At 65.8% G+C, this 24,940-nt stretch carries 21 protein-coding genes and 1 pseudogene; 3 read left to right on the forward strand and 19 right to left on the reverse strand.

Annotation, left to right across the window (positions count from 1 at the left end):
* Positions 1-32: 32 nt before the first annotated feature.
* From AC1DR1_RS18800 to AC1DR1_RS18820, 5 genes are read right to left on the reverse strand one after another with little or no spacing between them, the layout of a single operon-like run.
* The gene (locus AC1DR1_RS18800; RefSeq protein ID WP_364742713.1) at positions 33-914 is read right to left on the reverse strand and encodes an NAD(P)-dependent oxidoreductase; all 882 of its coding nucleotides are present in this window, start codon (positions 912-914) and stop codon (positions 33-35) included.
* Positions 901-1,299, reverse strand: a complete 399-nt coding sequence (gene pcaC / locus AC1DR1_RS18805) for a 4-carboxymuconolactone decarboxylase (protein WP_364742716.1) — start codon at positions 1,297-1,299, stop codon at positions 901-903. Before pcaC ends, AC1DR1_RS18800 begins: the two co-directional genes overlap by 14 nt.
* Positions 1,277-2,236 (reverse strand): dioxygenase family protein, encoded by a 960-nt coding sequence (locus AC1DR1_RS18810; RefSeq protein WP_476993075.1) that lies wholly within the window; start codon positions 2,234-2,236, stop codon positions 1,277-1,279. The genes pcaC and AC1DR1_RS18810 overlap by 23 nt, the downstream gene beginning before the upstream one ends.
* Entirely contained in the window at positions 2,233-3,387 is a 1,155-nt protein-coding gene (locus AC1DR1_RS18815; protein ID WP_229993081.1) for a maleylacetate reductase, read from the reverse strand. Before AC1DR1_RS18815 ends, AC1DR1_RS18810 begins: the two co-directional genes overlap by 4 nt.
* A gap of 38 nt (positions 3,388-3,425) precedes the next feature.
* A complete protein-coding gene (locus AC1DR1_RS18820; RefSeq protein ID WP_229993080.1) occupies positions 3,426-4,772 on the reverse strand; it encodes an MFS transporter in 1,347 nt (448 codons plus the stop codon).
* A gap of 334 nt (positions 4,773-5,106) precedes the next feature.
* Between AC1DR1_RS18820 and AC1DR1_RS18825 the strand changes: the two genes are divergently transcribed.
* Entirely contained in the window at positions 5,107-6,219 is a 1,113-nt protein-coding gene (locus AC1DR1_RS18825; RefSeq protein WP_229993079.1) for a serine hydrolase domain-containing protein, read from the forward strand.
* Positions 6,220-6,940: 721 nt separating this feature from the next.
* Here AC1DR1_RS18825 and AC1DR1_RS18830 read toward each other — a convergent pair.
* From AC1DR1_RS18830 to AC1DR1_RS18870, 9 genes and pseudogenes are all read right to left on the reverse strand, one after another.
* Positions 6,941-7,798 carry a prephenate dehydratase gene (locus AC1DR1_RS18830; RefSeq protein ID WP_229993078.1) on the reverse strand — a complete coding sequence of 286 codons (858 nt, stop codon included), beginning with the start codon at positions 7,796-7,798 and terminating at the stop codon, positions 6,941-6,943.
* 85 nt (positions 7,799-7,883) lie between these two features.
* The gene (locus tag AC1DR1_RS18835; protein ID WP_229993077.1) at positions 7,884-8,930 is read right to left on the reverse strand and encodes a metallophosphoesterase family protein; all 1,047 of its coding nucleotides are present in this window, start codon (positions 8,928-8,930) and stop codon (positions 7,884-7,886) included.
* A gap of 404 nt (positions 8,931-9,334) precedes the next feature.
* Positions 9,335-9,900 (reverse strand): annotated as a pseudogene (locus AC1DR1_RS18840) (dihydrofolate reductase family protein).
* Positions 9,901-10,103: 203 nt separating this feature from the next.
* Entirely contained in the window at positions 10,104-10,916 is an 813-nt protein-coding gene (locus AC1DR1_RS18845; protein WP_364742734.1) for an MBL fold metallo-hydrolase, read from the reverse strand.
* Positions 10,917-11,110: 194 nt separating this feature from the next.
* Positions 11,111-11,695 (reverse strand): HhH-GPD-type base excision DNA repair protein, encoded by a 585-nt coding sequence (locus AC1DR1_RS18850; protein ID WP_476993076.1) that lies wholly within the window; start codon positions 11,693-11,695, stop codon positions 11,111-11,113.
* A 105-nt stretch (positions 11,696-11,800) separates the two neighbouring features.
* Positions 11,801-13,123, reverse strand: a complete 1,323-nt coding sequence (locus AC1DR1_RS18855; protein ID WP_476993077.1) for an MFS transporter — start codon at positions 13,121-13,123, stop codon at positions 11,801-11,803.
* 99 nt (positions 13,124-13,222) lie between these two features.
* Positions 13,223-14,632, reverse strand: a complete 1,410-nt coding sequence (locus AC1DR1_RS18860) for an MBL fold metallo-hydrolase (RefSeq protein WP_476993078.1) — start codon at positions 14,630-14,632, stop codon at positions 13,223-13,225.
* A 130-nt stretch (positions 14,633-14,762) separates the two neighbouring features.
* Entirely contained in the window at positions 14,763-15,521 is a 759-nt protein-coding gene (locus AC1DR1_RS18865; RefSeq protein ID WP_476993079.1) for a sulfite exporter TauE/SafE family protein, read from the reverse strand.
* Entirely contained in the window at positions 15,518-16,141 is a 624-nt protein-coding gene (locus AC1DR1_RS18870) for a rhodanese-like domain-containing protein (protein WP_476993080.1), read from the reverse strand. Before AC1DR1_RS18870 ends, AC1DR1_RS18865 begins: the two co-directional genes overlap by 4 nt.
* A gap of 132 nt (positions 16,142-16,273) precedes the next feature.
* Here AC1DR1_RS18870 and AC1DR1_RS18875 point away from each other — a divergent pair, with 132 nt between their 5' ends.
* Positions 16,274-16,531: a metal-sensitive transcriptional regulator gene (locus AC1DR1_RS18875; protein ID WP_229993070.1), complete on the forward strand. Its 258-nt coding sequence runs from the start codon at positions 16,274-16,276 to the stop codon at positions 16,529-16,531.
* A gap of 159 nt (positions 16,532-16,690) precedes the next feature.
* Here the strand turns inward: AC1DR1_RS18875 and ligD are convergent, their stop codons facing one another.
* From ligD to AC1DR1_RS18890, 3 genes are all read right to left on the reverse strand, one after another.
* On the reverse strand, positions 16,691-17,929 hold the full coding sequence (gene ligD / locus AC1DR1_RS18880) for a non-homologous end-joining DNA ligase (RefSeq protein WP_476993081.1): 1,239 nt from the start codon (positions 17,927-17,929) through the stop codon (positions 16,691-16,693).
* Between the two features lie 189 nt (positions 17,930-18,118).
* Positions 18,119-19,099 (reverse strand): LacI family DNA-binding transcriptional regulator, encoded by a 981-nt coding sequence (locus AC1DR1_RS18885; RefSeq protein ID WP_476993082.1) that lies wholly within the window; start codon positions 19,097-19,099, stop codon positions 18,119-18,121.
* 199 nt (positions 19,100-19,298) lie between these two features.
* A complete protein-coding gene (locus AC1DR1_RS18890) occupies positions 19,299-20,747 on the reverse strand; it encodes a sugar porter family MFS transporter (RefSeq protein ID WP_364742757.1) in 1,449 nt (482 codons plus the stop codon).
* Positions 20,748-21,111: 364 nt separating this feature from the next.
* On the opposite strand from AC1DR1_RS18890, the gene AC1DR1_RS18895 reads away from it, so the two are divergent.
* Positions 21,112-22,155, forward strand: a complete 1,044-nt coding sequence (locus AC1DR1_RS18895; protein WP_229993066.1) for a Gfo/Idh/MocA family protein — start codon at positions 21,112-21,114, stop codon at positions 22,153-22,155.
* 184 nt (positions 22,156-22,339) lie between these two features.
* Here the strand turns inward: AC1DR1_RS18895 and AC1DR1_RS18900 are convergent, their stop codons facing one another.
* Positions 22,340-23,581, reverse strand: a complete 1,242-nt coding sequence (locus tag AC1DR1_RS18900; protein ID WP_476993083.1) for a cytochrome P450 — start codon at positions 23,579-23,581, stop codon at positions 22,340-22,342.
* A partial coding sequence (locus AC1DR1_RS18905; RefSeq protein ID WP_476993084.1) for an NAD(P)/FAD-dependent oxidoreductase occupies positions 23,578-24,940 on the reverse strand: 1,363 nt, incomplete at its 5' end. The genes AC1DR1_RS18900 and AC1DR1_RS18905, both read right to left, overlap by 4 nt.

A 24,940-nucleotide genomic window follows, 5' to 3' on the forward strand; every position in this document is an offset into this window, starting at 1 on the left:
GCCGGACACTTCCGACGACGGCGATTTCAGGGTCAGGACGTGTGTCCCGCCCAGCGCGCAATTTCCGTGTGGTCGGCACCGGGGTTCAGTTCGCCGTACGCTTCGCTCCACAGATCCACTGCGCGGCTTCCCAGCCGGCTGGGCCGACCCATTCCGTCCGCCAGGTCCGTGGCAATCCTCATGTCCTTGAGCATCAGGCCCAGGCCGAAGCCGGAGTCGTAGCCGCCGGGCAGGACGAAGTTGGGCCACTTGTTTTCTGTGGACCCGCTGCGTCCACTGGAGGCGTTGAAGACCTCCAGCATGGTGGACGGATCCAGCCCGAACTCCTGGCCGGCCACCATCGCCTCCGAGGTGGCCAGCAGGTGCGTGGCGGACAGCAGGTTGTTCAGGGCCTTGAGGGCGTGTCCTGACCCCACTGCGCCGGTGTGGCGGACGCGGCCCAGGACGGCCAGCACGTCGGCGAGTTCCGCGACAGTGTCCAGGTCGCCGCCGGTCATGATGGTCAGTGTCCCTTTTTCGGCGCCGCCCACGCCGCCGGACACAGGGGCGTCCACCAGGCGGGCCAGCCCGTCAGCCGCGAGCTTCGCGGCGAGGGCCCGCGTGCGCAGCGGCTCCGAGGAACTCATGTCCACGATGACCGCAGCCGGCGGCAGCGCCGCGGCCACGCCGCCGTCGTGCAGGACCGTTTCCACAACGTCAGAGTTGGGAAGCATCAGGATGAGGACATCGGAGCCGGCCGCCACCTCGGTGGCGGTCTCGACGGCGGTGCCGCCGGCCTCTGCCAGGCGCTGCCTGTTGGCGGCCGCGAGGTCGGTGCCGGTCACTGCGTAGCCGGCTTCCAGCAGACGGCGGGACATGGGCGTGCCCATGTTGCCCAGGCCGATGAAGCCGATGCGGGGCTTATACGGTGACATTCATTTCCTTCAGGGTTGCTTCGGCGATGCGGAATGATTCGAGTGCTGCCGGGACGCCGACGTAGATGGCCGTCTGCATCAGTACTTCCTGGATCTCCTCCGGCGTGACACCGTTGTTGATGGCCCCCTTCACGTGGACAGAGAGCTCGTGGCCGCGGTTCAGGGCGGTGAGCATGGCCAGGTTGAGCATGGACCGGGTCTTGCGTTCGAGGCCGTCCCGGCTCCAGACGGCGCCCCAGCAGTACTCGGTGACGAGTTCCTGCATCGGCGTGGCGAAGTCGCTGGCGTTGGCGAGGGAACGTTCCACGTGGGCGGCGCCGAGGACTTCCTTGCGGATGGCCAGGCCGTCCTCGAACGTTTCTTTATGCGTGTGCTGCAGTTCCATGGTGGCTTCCTTTCGTGAAGGTTTCGGTGGTGCGGGGGCTCGCGGGCGGCAGGACGACGTCGAAGCGCGCCTTTGTCCACGATTGCTCGCCAAGGTCACGGCGGTCGGGAGCGGGGGTTCCCGGCGGCTGGGCGGCGAAGTCCTTGATGAGGGATTCCTTCACGCCGAAGACCGAATCGTTGTCCAGGTGGGCGCATCCCCTCACGAAGATGTGGGTCACCAGGGTGTGCTTCTCCGGGGCGGACACCATAAAGTGCAGGTGCGAGGCGCGGACGGGGGAGCGGCCGAAGTGCTCCAGCATCCCGCCCACGGGGCCGTCGTGCGGGATGGGGTAGGGGGTGGGCGTCAGTGCCCAGAAAGCGTACCGCCCGTTTTCATCGGTGAAGAGGTGGGCGCGGGCGGCGGTGCGGCCGTCGTTGTACTGCACGTCGTAGAAGCCGTCTTCGTCCGCCTCCCACACCTCGATCCGGGCGCCGGGCAGGGGATTCCCCTCGGTGTCCGTCACCGTTCCTTCCACCCAGCAGGGCTCACCCGCGGCGCCGCCGGCGATGTCCCCGCCGATCTGGATCTGCGGGGCATCCGCCACAAAGAAAGGTCCGAACACGGTGGCCTCGGTGGCGTCGCCGTAGGCCTCGTTGTTCACGGCAATGGTCTGCATCGAGACGCCGAGAACATCGGAAAGCAGCACAAACTCCTGACGGGTTTYGGTGGTGATTTGGCCGACGCGGGTGAGGAAGTCGATTCCTTTGGTCCATTCCGCCTCGGTGAGGCGGACGTCCCTGACGAAGGAATGCAGGTGGCGGACCAGCGAACCCATCACTTCACGGTCGCGTTTGCTGCCGCCGGTAAAGGAACGGACCACCTCGTGCACGAGGCTTTCCTCCCGGGCGAATTGGGAGCCGGCCCCGGAGTCGGTTGCTACTTCGCTAAGAGTCACTTTGTTCCTCCGTTCTGGACGGCGCCGGCCGCTGCCAGTGCGGCGGACCGGGTGGTGGGTTCTGTTCCGGCCAGGGCTGCGCGAAGAAGGCCTCCGATGTTTTCCCCTGTGGCTGCGGCAGGGTTCGACGCCGGCACCACCTTGAGGATCCGCTCCACGGCTTCGGGGATATCTGCTTCGGTGAAGCCGTAGTCGCGCAGTGCGGTGGGTGCCCCCAGGGTGCCCCGGAGGCTGTTCAGGAGCGCCAGGGCATCCTCGGCGGGTTCAGCGCCGGGCTCCTGGGCGGGGGCACTGGCCAGTCCCGCGCGGAGTGCCCCGGCGAGCCGTGCTGCCGCGTCCGGAGCTGCGGGCCCATTGAAGGCCACCACGTAGGGGAGGACGGTTGCGTGCGTCTCCGCATGGGGCAGGTTGAAGGTTCCGCCCAGGACGTGGCAGATCTTGTGGTGCAGTCCGGAACCCGCCGAGGCGAAGGACACGGCGGCAAGGTATGCCCCGTACAGGGCGGTCTCCCGGCCGGTCAGRTCCGACGGGTCCGCGGCGATGCGCGGAAGCCCGTCGGCGAGGGCTCGGATTCCTTCGGCAGCCAGCGCCTGGTTGATGGGATCGGCGCGCGGTGCCCACAGGGAATCAACGCAGTGCGCCAAGGCGTTCAGGCCAGAAGCGACCGAAAGGGAAACCGGCAGACTGAGCGTCAGCTCGGCGTCGTACACCACCGCGGCGGGCAGCACGCGGTCATCAACGCCTGTTGTTTTGGTCGCGTTTTCCGTCAGGCCCCACACGTTGGTCGCTTCGGACCCGGCGTAGGTGGTGGGCACGGCGACGATGGGGATGCCGGTGGTCAGCGCCACTGCCTTCGCCAGGCCAGTGGTGGAACCGCCGCCAACGCAGACGATCAGGTCGATCCCGGCATCGGACGCTGCCTTCCGGGCCTTGTCCGCGGTTTCCGCCGGGACATGCTGGACAACATCCGTGTGCCAGAGGCCCACGTCGGCGAGGGTCAGGGCAGCCTCGGCGAAGGGCCGCTCGAATTCGGAGGTGATGCACATGATGTTGCGCGCACCGAGGCGTGCGGCCTCCTGGGCGACGTGCTCGGCAGCCCGGCCTGCTCCGAAGAGTACGCGCTGGCCCAGGGTGATGTGTTCGAACTTCATAATGTCCTTTTTCTGTAGTGCGTCGGCGAAGGGTCCGTTTAGTGCGTGGCAGCCAGGGGAAGGCTCTCCTGCTGGGCGGGGGACTCGGCGGCTTTCCGTGCCTGGGCCAGGGCCGCGAGACGGAGCAGGCAGACCAGCGACACAACCAGGGTTGCCGCGACGAACATGGGAACGGAGTGGAAGTTTCCGGTGGTGTGCACCAGCCAGACGGCGATCATCGGCGTGAACCCGGAGCCGACGACGTTGGCCAGTTGGTAGCCCAGCGACATCCCGGTGAAGCGGACCTCGGCCGGGAACGCATCCGCGAACAGGGCGGGCTGGAGGCCGTAGCAGATGGTGTAGAGCCAACCGAAACCGAGGGCGTACGCCAGGCCCACCAGCCAGGGCTGGGCACTGGCCACGGCAGCGAACATCAGGAAGATGGAGGCCGCGGCAGCCAGGGAGCCAACGATGATCAGGGTGCGCCGGCCATGCCGGTCGGACAGGTGGCCGGAGAGCAGGATCATGGGGATCTGGATGGCAAAGGCGACCATGGTGAAGGAGAGCATGGTCGAGGCGGGGATGCCCATCACGCTTTGGCTGTAGCCCACCAGATAGGTCATGACGATCACGGAGAAGGCGCCGAAGCCCAGGAAGCCGCCGGCCACCAGGAGCACGGCCCTCAGGTTGTTCTTCAGGACTGCCGCGATGGGCACCTTGACCTGCCGGCCCTCGGCCTTGGTGGCCTGGAACTCGGGGGATTCAGCGATCTTGAGCCGGATAAACATGCCCACGATGACCAGCACGAAGCTGAAGAGGAACGGAAGACGCCAGCCCCATGCGAGCAGGTCCTCCTTAGGCAGCAGCGTGACCAGCAGGAAGGCGGCGTTGCCGAGCAGAGCACCTGTGGCCGGGCCCACTTGGGGGATCGCTGCAAAGAGCCCGCGGCGGTTCTCCGGTGCGTATTCGAAGGCCATCAGGATGGCGCCGCCCCACTCGCCGCCGAAGGCGATGCCTTGGAGGAAGCGCAGGCACGTGAGCATCACTGCCGCCCACATGCCCACTTGGTCGAATGTGGGAAGTACACCGATGGCCAGGGTGGCGAATCCCATGAGGAGCAAGGTGATGACGAGCATCGGCTTACGGCCCACCTTGTCACCGAAGTGCCCGAACACGATTGCGCCCAGCGGGCGTGAGATATAGCCGACGGCGAGGGTGCCAAAGGTGGCCAGGGTGGCTACGAAGGGGTCGCTCTGGGGAAAGAACAGTTGCGGGAACACCAGCGCTGCCGCAAGGCCGTAGATCGAAAAGTCGTAGTATTCGATCGCGTTGCCGGCGAGGCTGGCGGCGGCGACCCGGCGCAGGGCATTCCGYGGCGCCGGGGTTTTCTGAGTCGGGAGCGACATTGCTTCCTCCGTGATGACAGTGGTCTGAGGGATGAACCCCGGCTGCTCAATGTGCAGCAGGTCACTGTGATCGTAAGAGGGAGGATGCATACAAAACAACTAAGTCATAACAGTCTCATATACCATTTATATATGGGTCTGAGCGCGTTCAGGGCTGCATGCTTATGAACAGACATCTTGGCTACCTGGGACTTGTAGAGGCTGTTACGAGCCCGACCTATCCACTGGACACGTTTGAGCGTACAACGATGTCATGGGTGCCTTGGCTGCTTGGCGGCGGACGCGTTTTTCTCTGCCCGGTGCCGTAGCTTTCTCCGCGGCTTTGGTTATCGCTGTGAGCGGTTGCGTGGGGGCCCCTCCCGCGCCGGCTCCGCCGAGCGTCTTCGCGATCCAGGCAGCGACGGATTCTCTGGAACGCAGGGTCCAGCACTTCATGGAGGGCGGGGCGACGTCCCTTGTTGTGCAGGTGAGATGGCCGGGCGGCGAATGGTCCAAGGCCTACGGGGTGCGAAACCTGGACAGCAAGGACCCGGCCCGGCCCCAGGACAGGGTATCCGTTGCCAGCATTACGAAGTCGATGGTCGCCGTCTCCGTCTTGAAACTCGTCGACGAGGGACTTATCGGGCTCGATGACCCGGTGAACGGTGTCCTGGAGAGCTTCCGAACCACGCTGCGGCCGCCCGGACCGATCACCGTCCGCCAGTTGCTGAACCATAACTCCGGCATGCCCGATTTCGGCGACTCGGAATACGCGGCGGGACCACTGAAGCAGGTTGCGAACACGCGGTTCAGCATGCAACGTGGACTCGAACTGGCCGCCACTCTCCCTTGGGAGTCCAAGAACGTGGACCGCTTTTCTTACTCGAACTCCAACTACCTGGCTCTCGGCCAGCTGATCGAAAAACTGCGCGGACGGCCCGTCGCCGACGTGCTCAAAGAAGACATCTTCGCGCCCCTGGGACTTCAGCACACGTCGCTGGCCGAACCGGACCGCCAGGCTCCGGACAACATCCACGCCTACGTCATTGAGGGCGGCGAACGGGTCGATCTCACCCAGCCCGAGGCTTTTGTCGGCTCCCCCGCAGGCGGCGTCATCTCCACCGCCCAGGACCTAAACACCTTCTAYCGGGCCCTCCTCCGCGGCCAGCTCCTCTCCCCCGCCATGCTTGAGGAAATGAAGAAGAAGACCGAATTCTGGGAATACGGACTCGGTCTGGAGCGGTATCCTGACGCATGTTCCGGCGGCGTCCGCTACGGCCATACAGGGCACATATTCGGCTACACGAGTATTTCCATCACGAGCGCCGACGGCGGCAGCCAGATCACGATGACCATGGCACTGCGGCCGCTGGCCTGGCAGGACCCCGCATCCGCGCGCCGCATCGACCTGCTCCAGACGCAGATGCAACAGGCTGCCCAGGAAACCCTCGACCGCCTCTGCCAGTAAACAGAATGGGGAGCCGGGCCCGAGTGGAGCCCCTACCGTTGTGAACGGGCGACCGTGGCCGGGGACCGCCTGGCACGCGGGCTTATCCCATCCCAGCAATGCCAGCCCAAGCGCCACTCGCGCCGGTTCCGCCACCGCCACGGTCGTCGTCCTTACCGCAACGCCTGCAGCGCTTGTAGCGGCCGCCATCCTCGGTGGACTCCAGGTGCCAATCATGGCGCATGTTCAACTTACACAACAAGGTCCTGAGCATGACGCTCTCCGATCTGAGGCACGATCCACGCAAACCGCGATCCCTACCCAGCCAACGCCATTTTAAGCCCGCCCCCTTGTCGCCGCCAGTGAAACCCGTCCGTAGCAGATGCTCTCCAACCACCCGATCAGGCGGTGGCCATCGGGTTCCGCTGTTCAGGGCGGGCAGGTACTCCGGACTGCGACCGGTGCCTTTCCTGGCCGCGGGCTTTGCCGTATGGGGGGAGATGGTGCCTATGTCGCAGCAGAGAACCTGTCAGCCCGAAGTCCTGTTCTGGTTCCGGGCCTGACGTCGGGACTGGGTGTTCTGTCCTGGTTCAGCGGGGGAGTGCGGCGTCCCTGCGTGGACGGCGGTGAGGGATGAGGCGGGCCACGGGCGCCATCCCTCGTGAAGCCTGCAGCTGAGGGCGGCAGCGAGGGCGCGGCAGCCAAGGAGTGATGTGGCCGATGGCCCTTCAGCCAGTTGGGCTCAGCTGCTGAGTGCCCGTGCGGTCCGATGGCCGGCAGCGGGGTAGACGCCCAGGATACGCACCTCGGTGGTGAAGAAATCCAGCTCCTCGAGGGCCAGCCGCAGCGGCAGGTCCTCGGGGTGCCCCTCAACGTCCACCATGAACATGGTGGCGGCGAACTCGTCACCCACCATGTAGCTCTCCAGCCGCGTCATGTTCACACCGTTCGTGGCGAACCCGCCCAGCGCCTTGTAGAGCGCCGATGGGACGTTCCGGACGCGGAACACAAAGCTGGTCACTGCCGGCCCGGCCAACTCATCCCGGGTGGGGAGGTTCTTTTCCCGGGCCAGGACCACAAAGCGGGTGGTGTTGGAGGGGTCGTCCTCAACGCGCGATGCCAGTACCTCCAGACCGTAGATCTGGGCCGCCAACGGGGGAGCGAGGGACAGTTTGGCGGGGTCGTTCCATTCCCGGACCTCCCGGGCGGAGCCGGCGGTGTCGCCGGCGATGACGGGCCGGAGCCCGGCGTCGCGGATCAGCCGGCGGCACTGTCCAAGGGCGTGGATGTGACTGTGGACCTCGGTGGCACCTTCGATGGTGCTGCCCGGGATACCCAAGAGGTCGAAGTGTATGGGCAGGAAGAACTCGCCCACGATCTGCAGGTGCGACTGCGGAAGCAGAATATGGATGTCCGCCACGCGGCCGGCAATCGAATTCTCGATCGGGATCATGGCCAGCTCGGCCTCCCCGCTGGAAACCAGCTCGAAAGCGTCCTCGAAGCTGGCGCAGGGAACGCTTTCGAACTCGGGGAACATCTGTTGACACGCGATATTGGAGTTGGCGCCGGGTTCACCCTGGTACGCAATCTTCTGGGCCATGGTCCGTATGGTTTCACCTCAGGGGCCAGCTCACCCAACTGGATACCCTCTGTGTCCCTTCGGGACGTCCGTCCGGGGCTGAAAATCAGCTGGTGTAGGGGACCTTCTTCCAGTCGAGCACGTTGCCGGTGGCGTCACTGTTCGCTGCCACGGTGAACTTCACATAGTTGGTGGCGTTGGCGGATCCGTCGACGGTGATGCGCTGCAGGTCATCGGCGGCGGTGTCCTGGCCGTAGACCCGCAGCCAGGGTGAGCCGTCGCCCAGGGGCTGGTCCTCGGCGAAGATGTGGCTGTCGCCGTTGACCAGGTAGACCGGGGCGTCGAAATTGTTGGCTTCTTTGACCAAAACGTCGATGATTTCGCGGAAGCCGGACAGGATTTTCGGGTCGGCCGTGGCGGCGGCCAGCAGTGAGGGGTCGAACATGTCGGCCTGGGTCATGATCACCACGGCCCGGTCGTTGCGCAGGGTGGCGTCGGTGAAGGTTGCGTGCAGTTGGTCGATGGTGGCGTCGATGCGGTGTCTGACTTCGGCCCGCTGTTCCGGCGTGGTTTCGGTCCGGCCCAGTCCGGTCCAGGGCTGCAGCGAGTTGTTGCTGCCCTGGATGTTCAGGACGGAGAAGGCCACGCGGTTGTGGGTGAAGCGGACGTTCTCGGGCAGGCCGAGGGCGTTCTGGGACTTGACCGGCATGGTCGCGCCGAGCGTCTTTCCGGGCGACGGGAAAAAGACTTCACGCACCTTGTCCAGGCGCTCCAGGGGGTTGTAACTGCCGTTGTTTTCCCGGTGGCAGTCCACCCACTCGTTGTCGCCCGGGGTGTAGACGAGGGGAAGTTCGAAGGTGTCGAAGGCGGCACGGATCCGGGCGAAGTACTCATCGGTGCAGGCCGAGGAGCCGTTCTTGATGTCGCCGACGTGGGCCACGAAGTCGAGGTCCCGGTCGGCGTTGAGATCGCCGATCCGGGACGGGAACAGCTCGGCTTCCTGCTGGCCGTAGGGGATGTCTCCGATCACGCCGAAGCTGAAGGATTCCTGCGCGGCCTGCTCGGCCGGGACAGGGGCCGCGTTGGCCGGGGCGAGTGTAGTGGTGGCCGTCAGCACGGCAAGGCCTGCGGCGGCAAGGATACGTAATGACATGGACTGACTCCTGCGTTCTGGGGGCGGGACTATTTTCAGGCTGCACGACGTGGGCGTCCCGGGGCCGGTGACCGCCAAGGTGAATCCGGATTGGATGTCAACGAAGAGCACTTGGCCGCCGGCGCCGAGCGGACGCCTGCTTCGCAGACTATGGACGCGACCTTCCCGGCCCCGGACTCCTTGGCGTCCCCGCGGTGACGCGGAGATGAACAATCAGCAGGCCGCTGATCCGTCTACGGAACCGAAGCAACCCGGACTCGGCTGTTGCAGCCGCAAATGGTCGTTGAGATCCTCGGCCGTGGCCGCCGTGGCCGCCGTGGCCGCCGTGTCTGTCGCTCATGACCGTGCCAACGCGGCGCGGTCCCGTTCTTCTGCGAGGTCCTGTTCAAGTTCCTTGATATAGGTCAGGCATGCAGGGTGGGCCGGTAGATGAGCTCTTGGATGTTGCCGTCGAGCGTCCGGCTCTCGATCAGCTCGAGGTCGAAGTCGGCCGCACCCTGGAAGATCTGTTCCCGGTGATCACAGGGAAGAGAGTCACCTGGACGCGGTCGACCAGACCGGCGGCCATCAGCGCCCGGTTCATCGACAGGCTGCCGTGCGAGCGCAACGGCACCGGGGACTCCTCCTTGAGCCGGGCGACGACGTCGACGGCGTCACCGCTCACGACGGTTGCGTTCGGCCAGTTGAGCGGTCCTTCGAGTGTGGTCGACACCACTGTTGGCGGCAGGCTTCTCATCCGGGCGACCCATGGGTCACGCACCTCGGACTCCTCGGTGCTCGAGGCCAGCATCCGCGCGAACGCCCGGTACGTGTTGGCGCCGAAGACCATCCGCTGCTCCGCGGCGTACAAGGCGAGGCGGCGCTCGAGCAGCTCGGGGCCCTGTTTGCCCCAGTAGCCGGTCCAGTTGCCGCTGGCGGCGCCGAAGCCGTCGAGGCTTGAAAAGACGTCGAAGGTGTAGGTAGCGGTCATGATGCTCTCCTCGGGTGCGGTTGACCGGGTGTGTAGATACCGACTGGATACCACGGCGAATCGCATCGCCGTTGGACTCCTGGAGTCCAGGAAAACTCATCTTCCACATCGTCCTCGTCGACCACAGACTCCGCGCCGCGAGTAGGCGCCGTGCGCGCCGGGATCGCTCAGGGGGAGCCAAACAGACGCCGGAGGGGGACAACTCAGGTTAAATGGTCGAAGTCTCCTCGCGCCCAAGCAGCGTGCCGTTGGGCGGAATCGCGCAGAACGGCCTTGGCTCCGGATGCGATGACATTGTTGAAGTTGCCGTAGATCCGGTCGAACTTGAGCTCTCCCAGCTGCGCCGCGATTCGCAACGCCACCGCGCCGGATAGCGGCAAGCGATTCGGGTAGCTGCGCATAAAGGCTATTGAGCGACGGTCTGGATTCGGAAACACGCTGTCGCCGGTCAGCAGAACTCCTCTGCCGCCCGATCCTGCGGACCAGTGCACCACCGCGCTGCCCGGGAAGTGCCCCCCGGTCTGGTGCAGTGTCAACCCTTCCGCGATAGCTTGACAGCCGGACCAATATTCGATGATCGGATCGGTGCGACCCAGCCATCGCCGGTCTGCGTCCGCCACAAGTACGGGGACACCACCGAGCCGCTGCGACCATTCGACCTGCACACCAAACATGTGTGGATGGCTAGCGGCGATGGCCAGGACCGGGCCCCGCTCGAGGACTGCCTGCACAGCGCCGTCATCGACATATCCGACCGGATCCCACAGCAGCGAACCCTCGTGTGTCACCACAAGCTGAGCGGTCTGGCCGATCCCGACTTTTGGCTCCGTCGTGATCCCGATCAGTCCCGGCTCGTTCTCCTTCGACACTGTCTGCTGGCCCTCCTGCGCCAGCCCGTCCAGTGTGAGCCACTTTTGTCCGTCCTCGGGCACATACTGCCGCTCATCGGCGCAGATCGGGCAGACTCCGGGCGTAGGTTCGTCGCGTTCGACGGCGCAAGTTGCGCAGATCAGCATGGTCGGTCCCTTCTAAGCCCCTTGTGTCCTGCTTTCCCGGCCTTCTTCACCTTCGGACGCAGGCTGGCGTGCCCAGACTATGGCACGCGAAAGTGTTCTAGGAAGAGAGATCCTTGCGGTATCAATTGAGTTGGCGGGCCGCCGTTCTCGCTGGCCGGGCGGACGGGCGTGCGTGAAGCCGGCGGGCCGGGTTATCAGCGCCCGGACGTCTTCGCGGCTTTGATGGTGGCCTTGGCTGCCTGCTTGCTGGCGCGCACTTTTCTCAGCGACTCCGGGTCCACGATGTCGGCGACAGAAAGAAATGCGCTCTCCTGGCCATAGGGGTGGGCAGCCTCACGCCAGCCTGGTGCCTGGAGTGCGCACTGCTTGCCGAGCAGTGCGAGGAAGATCTTTGCCTTTTGCTCGCCGAAGCCGGGCAATCCCTTCAACCTGCGCAGCACTTCCTGGCCGTCAGGATCGTCCTGCTTCCAGATGGCAGTTGCGTCGCCATTCCAATCGCGCTCTACGGTTGCGGCGAGGTCCTGGACGCGGCTGGCCATGGAGCTAGGGAAGCGGTGGATGGACGGACGCTCCTTGAAGACCTCAACGAAGCCTGCCGGGTCATATTCGGCGATTGCGGCAGGGGCCATGGACCCGATGCGCGTCTGGATCTTTTCCGGTCCGGCGAACGCAGACTCCATGGTCACCTGCTGGTCAAGCAGCATGCCGATGAGGAGTGCGAACGCGTCATTGCTGAGCAGTTGGTCGGCGGCGGGGTCGCCAGTGATGTGCAGTTCCATGCGCCCATCCTCCCACCTGCTCCGAGCCGCGTCATGGCACCTCCAGGGGTTGACGACGGCGGGGAACCGCGCAGGAACCGCATCCTCGGAGCGTGCGTCTCGCGCTCAGATGCCGTCGGGCGGAACGCGTTCCCCCCGTTCACCCCGGAAAACCGCGTGGTCGGTGGTTCGCATCCGTACCGCCACGACGATTCCCGAGGCCGCCGTCAGGGCGGCGACGACGGCGACGGCTGCAGGGATGCCGTAGGCGTCGGCGACGCAGCCGGAGAGCACGGCGCCGACGGCGAACCCGCCGTCGCGCCACAGCCGGTATATGCCGACGGACCTGGCCCGCCATGCGGGGTGGGCGACGTCGCCGATCGCGGCTAGCAGCGTGGGGTAGACCATGGCAGTGCCGGCACCGAGCAGGACGACAGCGGCCAGCCAGATTCCGAAGTCGTTTCCGAATGCGACCATGGCCAGCGCTGCTGCCTGGACGAGCATGCCACCGGCGATCAGGGGCTTTCGCCCGATCCGGTCCGAGAGGGCGCCGGTGATCAGTTGGCCAGCGCCCCAGACGGCGGGATACACGGCCGCGAGGATGCCGATGCGTTCGATGCTGAGCCCGCCGGCGGCGAAGAGGACGGGGAACAATCCCCAGGCCAGGCCGTCGTTGAGGTTGTTCACCATGCCGGCCTGACTGACGGAGGACAGTGACTTGTCACGGAAGCTTGTCAGCGTAAAGACGTCACGGTTGCTCAGCCCGGCATGGCTTCCGGCGTGGACCGGGACGTGGACGGCGGCTTCGGCGTTGGCATGGTGGTGTGTCTCGCGGATGGTCAGGACGGACAGCCCGAGGCCGACGGCGATGAAGGCGGCGCCGAGCAGGAACGGCCCTGGACGCAGTCCGTAGGCGGAGGCGATATAGCCGGTGGCCAGGGCAGTGCCGGCGACGCCGAGGTAACCGGCTGCTTCGTTCAGGCCCATCGCCAGGCCCCGGCGTTCGGGGCCAACGAGATCCATCTTCATCATGACCGTGGTGGACCAAGTCAGGCCTTGGCTGATGCCCAGGACGACATTGGCCGCCACGATCCAGCCCCAGGAAGGCCCGAAGATCAACAGGAGGGGGACGGGGAGGGCGATGAGCCACCCCGCCACCAGGACCGGCCTGCGTCCATAGCGGTCCGAGAGGGTGCCGGCGAAGTAGTTGGTGGCGGCTTTGGCCAGCCCGAACGCCAGAATGTAGGTCAGCGCGGAGGCGTACAGGTCCAGGTGGAAGACCTTTTCCGCGAGCAGCGGCAGGACGGTCCGTTCCTGGCCCAAGGCGCCGCCGACGAGGGCGTTGACCGCAACGAGGAGGATGAACTGGGCCAGGTTCTGCCGCAGGCCCAGCGTGATGCCATCCTGCCGTCCTGGATGCTGTGGTGAAGCGGTGATGCGGGACGTCATGAACGCGCTCCAGTTGCCGGGGTGGCAGCGTGGGCGGCGGCCGGGTGTCCCGTGCCGCCGCCCATGCTGTCCATCAATATTTTCGGATGCTGCCTGAAGTCAGTTGCTGGAGACGGACTGCCGTGACAGCTGCCAGGCCGTCCAGCCTGCGTAGCTGCCGTCGAGCTCGACGATGTCGTAGCCGGCGCGGCGCAGGGCGCTGGCCGCGACGGAGTTCCGGACCCCGCTCTGGCAGTAGCTCACGATGGTGCCCTCGGTGGGGAGCTCGTCCAGGTGCCACATGAGGCGGCCGCCGCTGAGCTGGTGGGATCCCGGGATGTGCCCGGCGGCGTGCTCGGTGCGGTTGCGGACATCAAGCACCAGGGCCGCATCGAAATCAGCGAGGTCCGCGGGCTGGATCAGCTTCGGAGTGGTCGTGGGCAGACCATCGAGGCTGGTGACGTAGCCGGCGATGTTGTCGATGCCGACGCGGATCAGGTGGTCCCACACCTCCTGCGCGGCGTCCTGGTCCGGGGCCAGGAGTACCAAGGGGTTCTTGTCGGTTTCGGGGTTCACCACCCAGGCGCCATAGCTGGCCACAGACTTGCCGGCGGGAACGTTCAGGGAGCCGCTGACGGTGCCTTCGTGGACTTCGGTGTTGGAGCGGGTGTCGATGAAGGTCACCCTGTCCCCGGCGAGGTCCTTGGCGACGGCGGCGGTGTCCAGTTCCGGCAGGGGAGCGCGTTCGCCCATGACGGCCGGTCCTTCGCGGTTTTCGCGCTTCATCCGGCCGAAGTAGGCGTGGGCGTCAGGCTGACCGTCGAGGAGCTCGTCGACGAAGCCCTGCTCGTCATTGGCGGCCAGATAAGGTCCCCACCACGCGTAAAGGCGCTCATAACCGACGGTGGAGGAGGGGATGGCGCCGAGGGCCTTGCCGCAGGCGCTGCCCGCACCATGGGCAGGGTGGATCTGGACGTAGTCCGGCAGGGTCAGGAACTTGTCCCGCAGGCTGGCGAAGAGCTGCCTGGCGCCTTCGAAGCGGGTGTCCACGCCGCCGGCTGCCTCGTCGAGCAGGTCCGGACGTCCAAGGTCACCCGAGAAGACGAAGTCGCCGGAGAGCAGGTAGCCGGGCTGGTCGCTGAACGCACCGTCGGTGACCAGGAAGGACAGATGTTCGGGGGTGTGGCCCGGAGTGTGGAGGGCCTGGATGGTGATGTTGCCCAGCGTGATCTTGTCGCCGTCGTAGAGCCGTCCGCCGTCGAATTCGTACTGCCAGTCCGGGCCGCCTTCACCTGAGACGTAAATCTTGGCGCCGGTGGCGGCGGCCAGTTCGCGGGTGCCGGAGAGGTAGTCGGCGTGGATGTGGGTCTCTGTGACGGCCACGATCTTCATGCCGTTCTTCCGGGCCAGCTCCTGGTACACCGCGATGTCGCGGCGGCCGTCCACAACAACGGCCTCACCCTTGGCCTGGCAGCCGATCAGGTAGCTCGCCTGGGCGAGGTCTTCATCGTAAATGCGTTCGATAAGCATTGGTGCTCTCCTTCGTAAAGGGGGTGGAGGGGAAATGGTGGCAGTGCTCTTGCTTCAAGGCTGGATACCACCGGGGTATCCACTACCGCGTGTGCGCCCGCGGCCCACAGCCATGGTTTCTCCTTGTCTGTCAGGCGGTGGCGGTGCTTGCCGTGACCCAGGCCGCGACGGCGAAGATGAGAACGGCAAACGACAGGCGGACGTGTTTGTCTTTCAGCCGGCGGGCGAAGCGGGCTGCGAAGAGTGAGCCGAGGACCGCCGGGACTGCGAAGGCCAGAATGGTGGGCCATTCGATGGTGAAGCCGACGGCATGGGCGCCGAAGCCTGCGGCGGAATTGATCACGATAATGGCCAGGGACGAGCCGACGGCTTGTTTCGTGCGCAGTCCGAGGAACAGGGTGAGGGCCGGGGTGATCAGGAATCCGCCGCCCACGCCCAGCAGCCCGGTCAGGAAGCCCACCAGGAGCCCGACTCCCACGGCTTTGGGGGCGCAGGTGCGGAAGGCCCTGGTGGGCCCGGTGCTGCACGAGCCCTCGGATTCGGTGGTGCTGGTCAGCATGCGGATTCCGGCGATCACCATGATCGCCGCGAAGGCGAGCATCAGGATGTTCGGGGCCAAAAGGCGGCCGACCGCCGTTCCGCCCCAGGCCGCGGGCACGCCTGCGGCGCCGACGAGCAGTACCACGGGCCAGTTAATGCCCTCGCGCAGCCGCGGGAGCAGGGCCGCCAGTGACGAGACACCGACCACCAGCAGGGACGTGGGAATGGCCTGCGCGGGGCTCAGTCCCACTCCGTACACCAGGGCTGGGACAGCGATGATGGACCCACCGCCGCCCACGACGCCGAGCACGATCCCGACGAGCAGCCCCAGTGCCAGGGCCGGGATCATGCCGCGGGGGTCAGCCGCGCCGCGGCCAGGGGCAGCTGCAGGATCGCGGTTTCGCGGGTGGGCTCCTTGGCGGCCTTGTTCCACGGCATTGCCGACAGAGCCTGGCCCATGGCGCAGGTATTGGTGGCGGCCGAGAAGGTCAGGCCCGCGCCGATTGTGCCGGCGAGCATGCGGATCTTGGGCGAGATGAATTTTCCTCCGGCCAGTCCCAGGACCACGAGCGAGCCCGCGGCGAGGCGGACCTGGCGTTCCAGATCCCAGCGGTTCTTCCCGCGGACGACGTCGCCGCCGGCCGCGGCGAATGCCGGCACCCCTCCGCTGAGGACGTACGCCGTGTCGATTCCGGCTCCGCCGAGGCGCTGGCGCGCCTGCTCGGCGCGCGCGCCGGACTGGCAAACCAGGACCACCCTGCTGCCCAGCCGGGCGGCGAGTTCCTGGGTGTGCTCGGACAGCAGGGGCAGGGGGACGTTGTAGGAGCCGCGGATGTGAACGGACTCGAACTCTGCGGCGGAGCGTACATCGATGACGAGGAGGTCGTGGTGCTCGGCGATCCAGCTGCGCAGGGTTTCCGGAGCCAGCGCCGTTACCGCCGGTGTTGCTGCGGGCGAAGGGGGTGTCATGGGTGTCCTTTCGAGACAAGCGGGAAAGCAGGGTTGAATACCCCACCGAGTATTGCAGATACCCCCAGGGGTATGCAAAACACCCCCGGGGGTATAGGATTGGGTGCATCACCCTGTGGCTTGGAGACTCCCGTGCAACTCGATTCAACCGAACTGACCCCCGTAGTGAACCGGCTCAAGCGCGCCCAGGGCCAGCTCGCGGCCGTGACCCGCATGCTGGAGGAGGGCCGCGACTGCAAGGACATCGTCACCCAGCTCGCGGCCGTCTCGAAGGCACTCGACCGGGCGGGCTTCGCGATCATCGCCAGCGGCCTGGAGCAGTGCATCGTCAGGAAAGACGGAAGCATGGACACGAAGGACCTGGAAAAGCTCTTCCTCTCGCTCGCATAGGTCGCGTCGGGTCCCTGACCGCGACCCGGCGCGGGGGGGCCGTGGGCTATGACCTCACTTCGCCAATGATCGGGTCACCGGAACGCGACTCGCGAGACTGCACATGACCATCCGGGCGCAGGTTGGCTCCTGGCGTGGCATGGCCAGCATCCTGTGGTGTCAGGACGCAGGGCGCCCCGGCCACTTTTTGCCTGCCCATGGGTTGTAGTCAGCGATGAGCTCCTGCTGTGGCGGCCGCTCATTTTCGGGGACATGCTGCAGGTTCACCCGCACCCGGTACCAGAGGGAACTCGATCCGCGCATTCCGTCGACGAGTATGTCGGCGGGATGCAGGGCCGGGACGAGGTCCGCATGCCGGGTTTTCCATTCGTCGAGCGCCGCGAGCGCCTCGGGCTTGGTCTTGGTGCGTGCCACCTCGATAAGCGGCATCAGCGACTGCCGGCGGCCCACGCCGGCGCGCGGCGGTTTTTCTGCGGGGCCGAGCTCGGCAGCCAAAGTGATGAGTTTGTCGAGTGTCCCGGCCGCGTCGTCGATGCCGGAGTGGGGGTCGCCCATCACTGCGAAGCGCTCAAGCACCGTGGGCACCGTGAATTGTTCCGGCCGGGTGGAGGTCACCTCGTCCCACGTGAGCGGAGTCGAGACTCGGGCGTCGGGCAGGGGCCGGATCGAGTACGCCGATGCCACGGTGCGGTCCTTGGCGTTCTGATTGAAGTCGACGAACACACTCTCGCCGCGCTCCTCCTTCCACCACCGCGCGGTGGCGAGGCCCGGAGCTCGGTTCTCGACCTCGCGGGCGAGGGTCTCGGCGGCGAGCCGCACGTCGCGGTACGACCACTGGGGCGCGATGCGCACGAGGATGTGGAGTCCCCGCGAACCGCTCGTCTTCGGCCACCCCACCAGTCCGACGTCGTCGAGAACCTCCCGTGCGACATACGCGACATCAACGATCTGCTGCCAGTCGACCCCCGGCATCGGGTCGAGGTCGACCCGGAGTTCGTCGGGGTGCTCGAGGTCCTCGGCACGCACGGGGTGCGGGTTGAGGTCCAGGCATCCAAGATTCACCACCCACGCCAAGCCCGCAGCATCCCGGATGACGGCCTCTTCGGCTGACGTCCCGGACGCGTAGTGCAGCGTCGTCGTGTAGATGAAGTCGGGGTGGCTTTCAGGCACGCGCTTCTGGAAGAACGGCTCAGCGCCGATCCCCTTCGGGAAGCGTTTGAGCACCATGGGTCGTCCGCCGGCGCCCCGCAGCGCACCATCCGCGACGGCGAGGTAGTAGCGAACCAAGTCGAGCTTGGTCAGCCCGGGCTCGGGGAACACCATCTTGTCCGGACTCGAGATGCGAACCTCGTTACCGGCAATGTTGAGGATCTCGGCGGGGGTCTTCGACGAGTTCATTCCGCCACGCTAGCAATGATCAGATGTCCCAGCCAGATCCTGGAGCAATGGCCCTCTGAACAGATCCTGAACAGTTCCAGGGCACTCGGGCGTCCGGGGGGCGCGTACCCCGGGAATGCCAGGGAGGCAGGGAGCAGTCAGCTCCTACGGGGTGAGCTGCACGCTGCCTTGGGGTGGTGGCCGCGGGCGTTAGGCGCGGGAGGCGTGTGCGGTGCTGTTGCGAACGACGAGGCGCGGGGTCAGCACGTCGGTACGTGGCGGGAGGGAGCGGTCGGCGATGCGGGCGAGGAGAAACTCCGCGGCGCGGATGCCTACGTCCCGGCTGACGGGGTCGACTGTGGTGAGGGAGAGGTGCCGTATCCCGGCGAGATAGGTGTTGTCGTATCCAACGAGTGAAAGTTGTGAAGGAACGCTGATGCCGTGATCGTCGGCGGCCGAGAGCGCACCGACGGCAAGGATGTCGTTGGCGGCGAAGACCGCCGTGGGCGTCCGGCCGCCGTCGATAAGGCGGCGCATTGCCACAAAGCCGGAGTGTTCGCTCATGTCCGTGGGCTCCACCCGGATGTTGTCCTGCAGGCCGTGGCGGGTCATCGTGTCCCGGTAGGAGTCGGCCCGCACCCTAGCGGATCCGGTGGGGGCGGTGAGGAAGGCAATGTCTTTGTGGCCGAGGCCAATGAGGTGTTCGACGGCCATGCGGGCGCCGGCGGCGTCGTCGTTGGTGACACGGTCCGCTGCCGGCAGGTYGAAGGCGCGGGTGCCGGCGACGACGGCTGGGGTATGCAGTGTGGCACGGGTGAGATCTTCATCGGCGTTGAGATCCCCGGCGATGACGAGTCCGTCGACGCGCATTTCCATGAACGCGGACACCGGGCTTTCCCCAGGGCGGGCCAGATATTGGGAGTCGCCGAGGACCATCCTCAGCTTTTGCTCCCGGAAGATGCTCTGCATGCCGTCGAGCAGCTCCACGAACCACGGATTGGCAAGGTCATCCAGCAGCACTCCGACTGTTCGCGTGCGTCCGCTGGCAAGTGAGCGGGCCGCGTTGCTTGGCCGGTAGTCGAGTGCAGCCATGGCGATGGCGACGGCTTCTCTTTTTTGTTGACTTACCTTTGGCGAACCCTGGAGCACCAGGGACACCAGTGCCCGCGATACGCCGGCTTCCCGCGCCACATCCTCAATGGTGGCGCGCCTGGCCGCTCCATGTTGATTTAATGCATTCCCCGACAAGTGGCCTCCTGCCAGCTAGCGTATCGCGGGAAGGGCAACGGCTCCCGGCCGCCGCCCCCATGGGTGCGGGAACCGGCACCGCTGCTGCTGGGCCGCCGCGGCCGAGGACCGCGGCGGCCATGTGCCAGCCGGACCGGTGGGCTTACAGCGCTACGGCCTTCTCGCCGGGCGCCGCGGGGGGCGCGATGATCGGTATGCCTCCGGTGCGGAAGTGCACCTCCAACTCTTCCAGCGATTGTCCCTTTGTCTCCGGGACAAATTTCGCCACAAAGATCAGGGACAGGATGTTCACCAGCACGAACACGGTGAACGTGCCGGTTGAGCCCAGGGCGACGACCAGGATCGGGAACAGGAAAGAGATCGCCGCGTTCACGGTCCAGAGTGCGAACACCGCAATGCCCATGGCGAAGCCGCGGATTGCCAGCGGGAAAATTTCGGAAAGCAATAGCCACACGCAGGTTCCGATGAAGCACTGCACGAAGGCCACGAACAGCATCATCGCCGCCAGGATGGTGTAACTGACAAGGTCCGACTGGGGGAGCGTGAAAACGACGGCGAGCAGTGCCTGCGAAGCCACGACGCCGGAGAAGCCAATAACCAGCATGCGGCGACGCCCGATGAAGCCCAGCAGCCAGATGCCCAGGACGGTCATCAGCACCGACGTCACACCGACCGCGATGGTAGCTACGAGCGATGCGCTCACGCCGAGACCGCTGCGCTCGAGGATGGTGGGTGCGTAGTAGTTCACGGTATTGATGCCCGTTGCCTGCTGGGCCACGGCGAGCCCRATGCCAACCCAGAGGAGCCGACGCATCCAGGGATTGTTCTTCAGATCGCGCCAGGCACTGGAGCGCTCATTGCGGGCCATATTCGCGGACTCGACGATTTCCTTGTACTCGAAATCGGCTTCCTCCGGGCTGCGGCTGAGGTCGAGGATGCGCCGGCTGTCGTCGAACCTGTCACGGATAGCGAACCAGCGCGGCGATTCGGGCAGGACGAGCATTCCGATCAGGAGTGCAATGGCGGGGATGGAGGCAACGCCAAGCATGATGCGCCAGACCTCCGTGTCGTGGATGACGGCGTCGAGGAGGGCGTTGATGGCAAAAGCGAGCATCTGGCCGGTCACGATCATCAATTCATTGATCGTGACCATGCGTCCGCGCAGATGCGCCGGCGCCATTTCTGCAAGGTAGAGGGGGCACGTTACGGCGGCGGCACCGACTCCTAGGCCGAGGACGACGCGGGCCACCACCATGAATCCCACAGTCGGCGCGATGGCGCAGCCTATCGCTCCGAGAAGGAAAAGCAGCGCGCAGACAAGCAGCGTGCCGCGCCGTCCGAGCTTATCGGCGAGCCGGCCACCGCTTAGCGCTCCGACCGCGGCACCGGGAAACAGCAGTGCGCTGACGACAGTGGCCTCTTCTACGGGGCTCATGCTCAGGGAGTCCTGCATGTAGAGCAGCGCACCGGATATGACACCGGTGTCGTAGCCGAACAGGAGTCCGCCAAGTGTGGAGATGACAGTGAGACGCGCGAGATATCCGCGATGTTTTGAGCCCGATGCGGGCGAGCTTGCTGTGTGCAACGACATTGTTGACTTCCTCGATTCGGCCGACCTGAATGGCGGACTTTGAATTTGGAGAGCGTTCCCGGAGTGTGCTGGATCACGTGAACTCAACGTTAGAGCGCTCTAACGCAACCGTCAATAGTTTGTGCTGACATTCGATCAAAGTAGGAATAGGCGCGCCGCGATGGACGTCCCTGGTGCACGTGCAGGGCGAAGTGGCACGGCGCCGCGTGGGGAAGCGATGCCTGCGATGCAGCAGTTTCCTGGAACTTCGGGCGCCGCGGGGCTTGTCTGACGTGAATCGGACTTGTTATTATGTCAGGACAAAGTAGGCGAAGGAGACTACGCCTTTCGTGAAAATCGATATCGACACTAAGGCGGATCTAACATGACCGGTAACCGCTCGCTGCCAGCGTCCCGGGTTCCGGACCCCCGCGACGCGCCTCCGCTGCGCTGGGGGATCATGGGGCCGGGCTGGATTGCGGAACGCTTCACGGAATCCGTCCAGGCGCACACCTCGCAGGTGATTGCCGCGATCGGATCCCGCTCGCTGGACCGCTCCGAAATATTTGCCGGACGGCACAGCATCCCTGCAGCCTTTGGCAGCTATGAGGAGCTGGCGGCCGCCGACGTCGACATCATCTATGTGGCCACGCCGCACAATTTCCACTACCAGGCTGCCCTCGTCGCGCTCGACGCCGGCAAGCATGTCCTGATCGAGAAGCCGATCGGCATCAACCGCGAACAGGCGGCAGGCATCGCCAGCCGGGCAGCCGCGGCCGGCCTCTTCGCCGCCGAAGCCATGTGGACATTCTTCCTGCCCAAGTTCGACGTCATCCGGCAAGTGCTCGACACCGGAATTCTCGGGGACCTCACGACGGTCTTCGCTGAATACGGTGAGTATTTCGACCGCAGCCACCGGATTTTCGACCCGGCCCTGGCCGGCGGGCCTCTGCTGGATCTGGGAACCTATCCGCTTTCGCTCATCACGTCCATCCTCGGCGAACCGGACCGTCTCCTGGCGCTCGGTGAACCGCACGAATCCGGAGTCAATGCCCAGCTTTCAGCGGTGATGTCCTTTGCCGGCGGACGCCAGGCCGTGATGAACACGCAGCTGCACAATTTCACGCCGACGTCGGCCACCATCGTGGGCACGGAGGCTTCACTGACCATTGACGGTCCCTTCAACATGCCAGGCAACTTCAGCGTCCGCTTTCCGGACGGAACCCGGCTGGCTTATGAGGAGCCGGCCGGAGCGCACTTTGAGGGCCTGCACTACGAGGCCGCCGCCGTCGCCCGTGCCATTGTGGCAGGGCAGCTGGAAGTCCCGCAGCGGCCGCTGGCCGAATCCATCCGAACCATGGCAGTCGCCGATGCCATCAGGAACCAGCTCGGAATCGTTTTCCCCGGCGAACGGCCACGGGATCCATGAACCCGCGTGCAAGAGGCTGTTTCGAGGCTAACGCAGACGGCGAGGGGCTCCCGTGGAGGCTTCTGCAGCAGTCGTAAGATTCCCTGGCCAGGTAACTCAAGCCGGACCGGCCCAACTCCGATACCCCGGCAAGCTTCACTTCCGCGCCGCCGCCTCCCTCGTCGACGGCATGCTTCGCTGTTGACTATTGACGAGCGGCGATGCCGTCGATGTCGATCAGGAGATGCGAGGGACCGCGGAGGAACGGGCTCGGCCGGTATGGGGGAGGATAGGAGACCAGCCGCGGGTTCTCGAGCCGGGTGGCGAAAGCGGTGAGGGCGATCTGGGCTTCGAGCCGGGCCAGGGGTGCGCCGAAGCAGAGGTGGATGCCGCCGCCGAAGCCGAGGTGTTGGTTGTTGCGCCGGTCCGGGATGAAGAGGTCGGGGTCGGTGACATGGGCGGGGTCACGGTTCCCTGAGGCCAGGACCAATGTGAGGCTGGCGCCGGCGGGGATRGTGGTGCCGGCGATGTCGATGTCGTCAAGGGCTGTGCGGAAGGGGACGAAATGGACGGGCGGCTCGTAGCGGAGCAATTCCTCGACCATCGGGATGGCAAGGTCAGGATCGTTGCGTAGCCGTTGGAGTTCGGCCGGGTGGCGGAGCAACGTCAGTGCGCCGTTGGCGATGAGGTTCACGGTGGTTTCATGTCCGGCGATGAGCAGAAGAAGCCCGGTGCTCACCAGTTGTTCGTCCGGCATGCGGCCTTCCGGGCCGTCATCGGCGGCCATCGCCGAGAGCAGGTCCGGGCCCGGTGTCCGCCGGTGGGCTTCGACCAGTTCCTCCATGAATGCGCGCAGTTCTTTGCCAGCCTCGGCCCTCTTTTCTTGCTGTGTTTCGGGATCGAGTCCGGGATCCGTGGATTGCAGGGCTACGTCCACCCAGACCCGGAAGCGCTGTTCGTCGCCCGGTGGCACCCCAAGCAATTCGCAGATCACCGTGACGGGCAGCGGATACGCCAGATCATCGACGACGTCGATCCGGGAGTGGGCCGTCATGTTGTCGACCAAGGCGGTGACAATTTCCGCCATCCTCGCCTCCATCCCGGCGACCCTGCCCGGCGTCGTAGGCGGTCCGAAGTGGCGCATGGTGATCCGTCGAAACTTGTCGTGATCAGGAGGATCCATGCTGAGGAAAGTCGGAGACATGCCCGGACCTTCCCCGTCGTCCCCGGCAGTGGCGCCCGCAGCAGCGGCAGCCGGGTTGCGGTTGATGTCGGAACTGACCCTCGGGTCGTGCAGCAGGGCGGCGATCTCCGCGTAGGTGCTTACGAGGTAGCTTCCGTCCGGAAGCCGCGTCACGGGGGTCCTGCGGAGCTCGTCGTAAAACGGGTAGGGGTTAGCCCGGTTGGAGAAGTCGAGGATTCGCTCCCAGATGCTGGCCTGGGTCATGGTGAAGGCTCCTTCGATCGGGGGGCGGTGCCTGTGGGTCTCCGTGAAGGCGTTTCACCGGCCGCGGTGTTGGTCAGTCTGGCGCGGCGTTCATTGGGATCGTGGCCGGTCACAACGACCGTCGCGTCCTGGGTGGGGCTGACCGCGGGCTTGAACCCGGCCGGCAAGGGCCGGGCTTGGTCTGACTCATCGATGTGGTGGAACGCCGGCGGGAAGGGTGCGGCCTGCTCGATCAGCGGCTCGTAGAAGTCGAGCCACTTGTTCTGGTTGAAGGCGACCGCCGCCACGATGCGGCCCTTGTAGCCATAGACGGCCAGGAATCGCCGCGTGTCCACCGATCCTTGGACGATGGCTACCTCATCGGCGACCGAGGGTACCCCGACGCTCTTTATTTCGGTGCCGAACTGGACTGACCAGAATTTCGGCACCTCCAAGTGGGGCCACCGTTCGGTCTCGCCGCTGACCATGTTGTGTGCCGCGACCTCGGCCTGGGAGATGGCGTTCCCCCAGTGCTCGACGGCAAGGTATTGATAGCCGTACATCGGCTGCGGGGCGCGCGCTATGTCGCCGGCGACAAACACGTCATCGGTGACCAACCCGTTTGCGTCGAACGCTCGGCAGCCGGCGTCGCAGGCGACGCCCCATACGCCGCACGCCAGGCCGGAATCTGCGAGCCATTCGACATTGCGGACGGAGCCCAGCGCGGCGACCGCCACATCCACCTCAAGCGTTGTGCCGTCGGACAGAATGGCCCGGCGCAGCTGTCCGCTGGCATCACCCTCAAGGGCCAGGACGCGGACGCCGCACCGCAGGTCCACGCCATTCTCGAGCTGCAGTTCCCCGGCGACTGCGCCGATCACCGCGCCAAGGGCAGCGACGAGCGGAGCCGGGCCAGCTTCTGCCACCGTGACCGTCAGGCCGAGTTCCCGGCACACGGACGCGACCTCGCAACCGATGAACCCGGCGCCGATGACCAGCACCCGACGCGGACGCCCCGCGAGGTGCTGTCGCAGGGTTGCGGCGTCCTCCCGGGTGCGCAATGTCATCACTCCTGCGAGGGCCGCCTCGACAGGGTTAGGCCATGGGCGTGCCCGCAGGCCGGTGGCGATCAACAGCTTGTCGAATCCGATTCGATCGCCGTCGGCAAGGTGGAGCTGCTTCGCAGCCAGATCCAGCCCGGTCGCCGCCATGCCCAGCCGCCAAGTGGCGCGGATGTCCCGGCGGCGTGGCAGGGAAGTGTCTTCCAAGGGTGCCGACCCGGCCAAGACCTGTTTGGACAGCGGGGGCCGGTCGTAGGGCTCGTGCGGCTCTTCGCCGACCAGAGTCAGCGATCCGGTGAACCCTTCCTCGCGCAACCGC

The sequence above is a fragment of the Arthrobacter sp. P4_F10 genome (assembly GCF_056401435.1).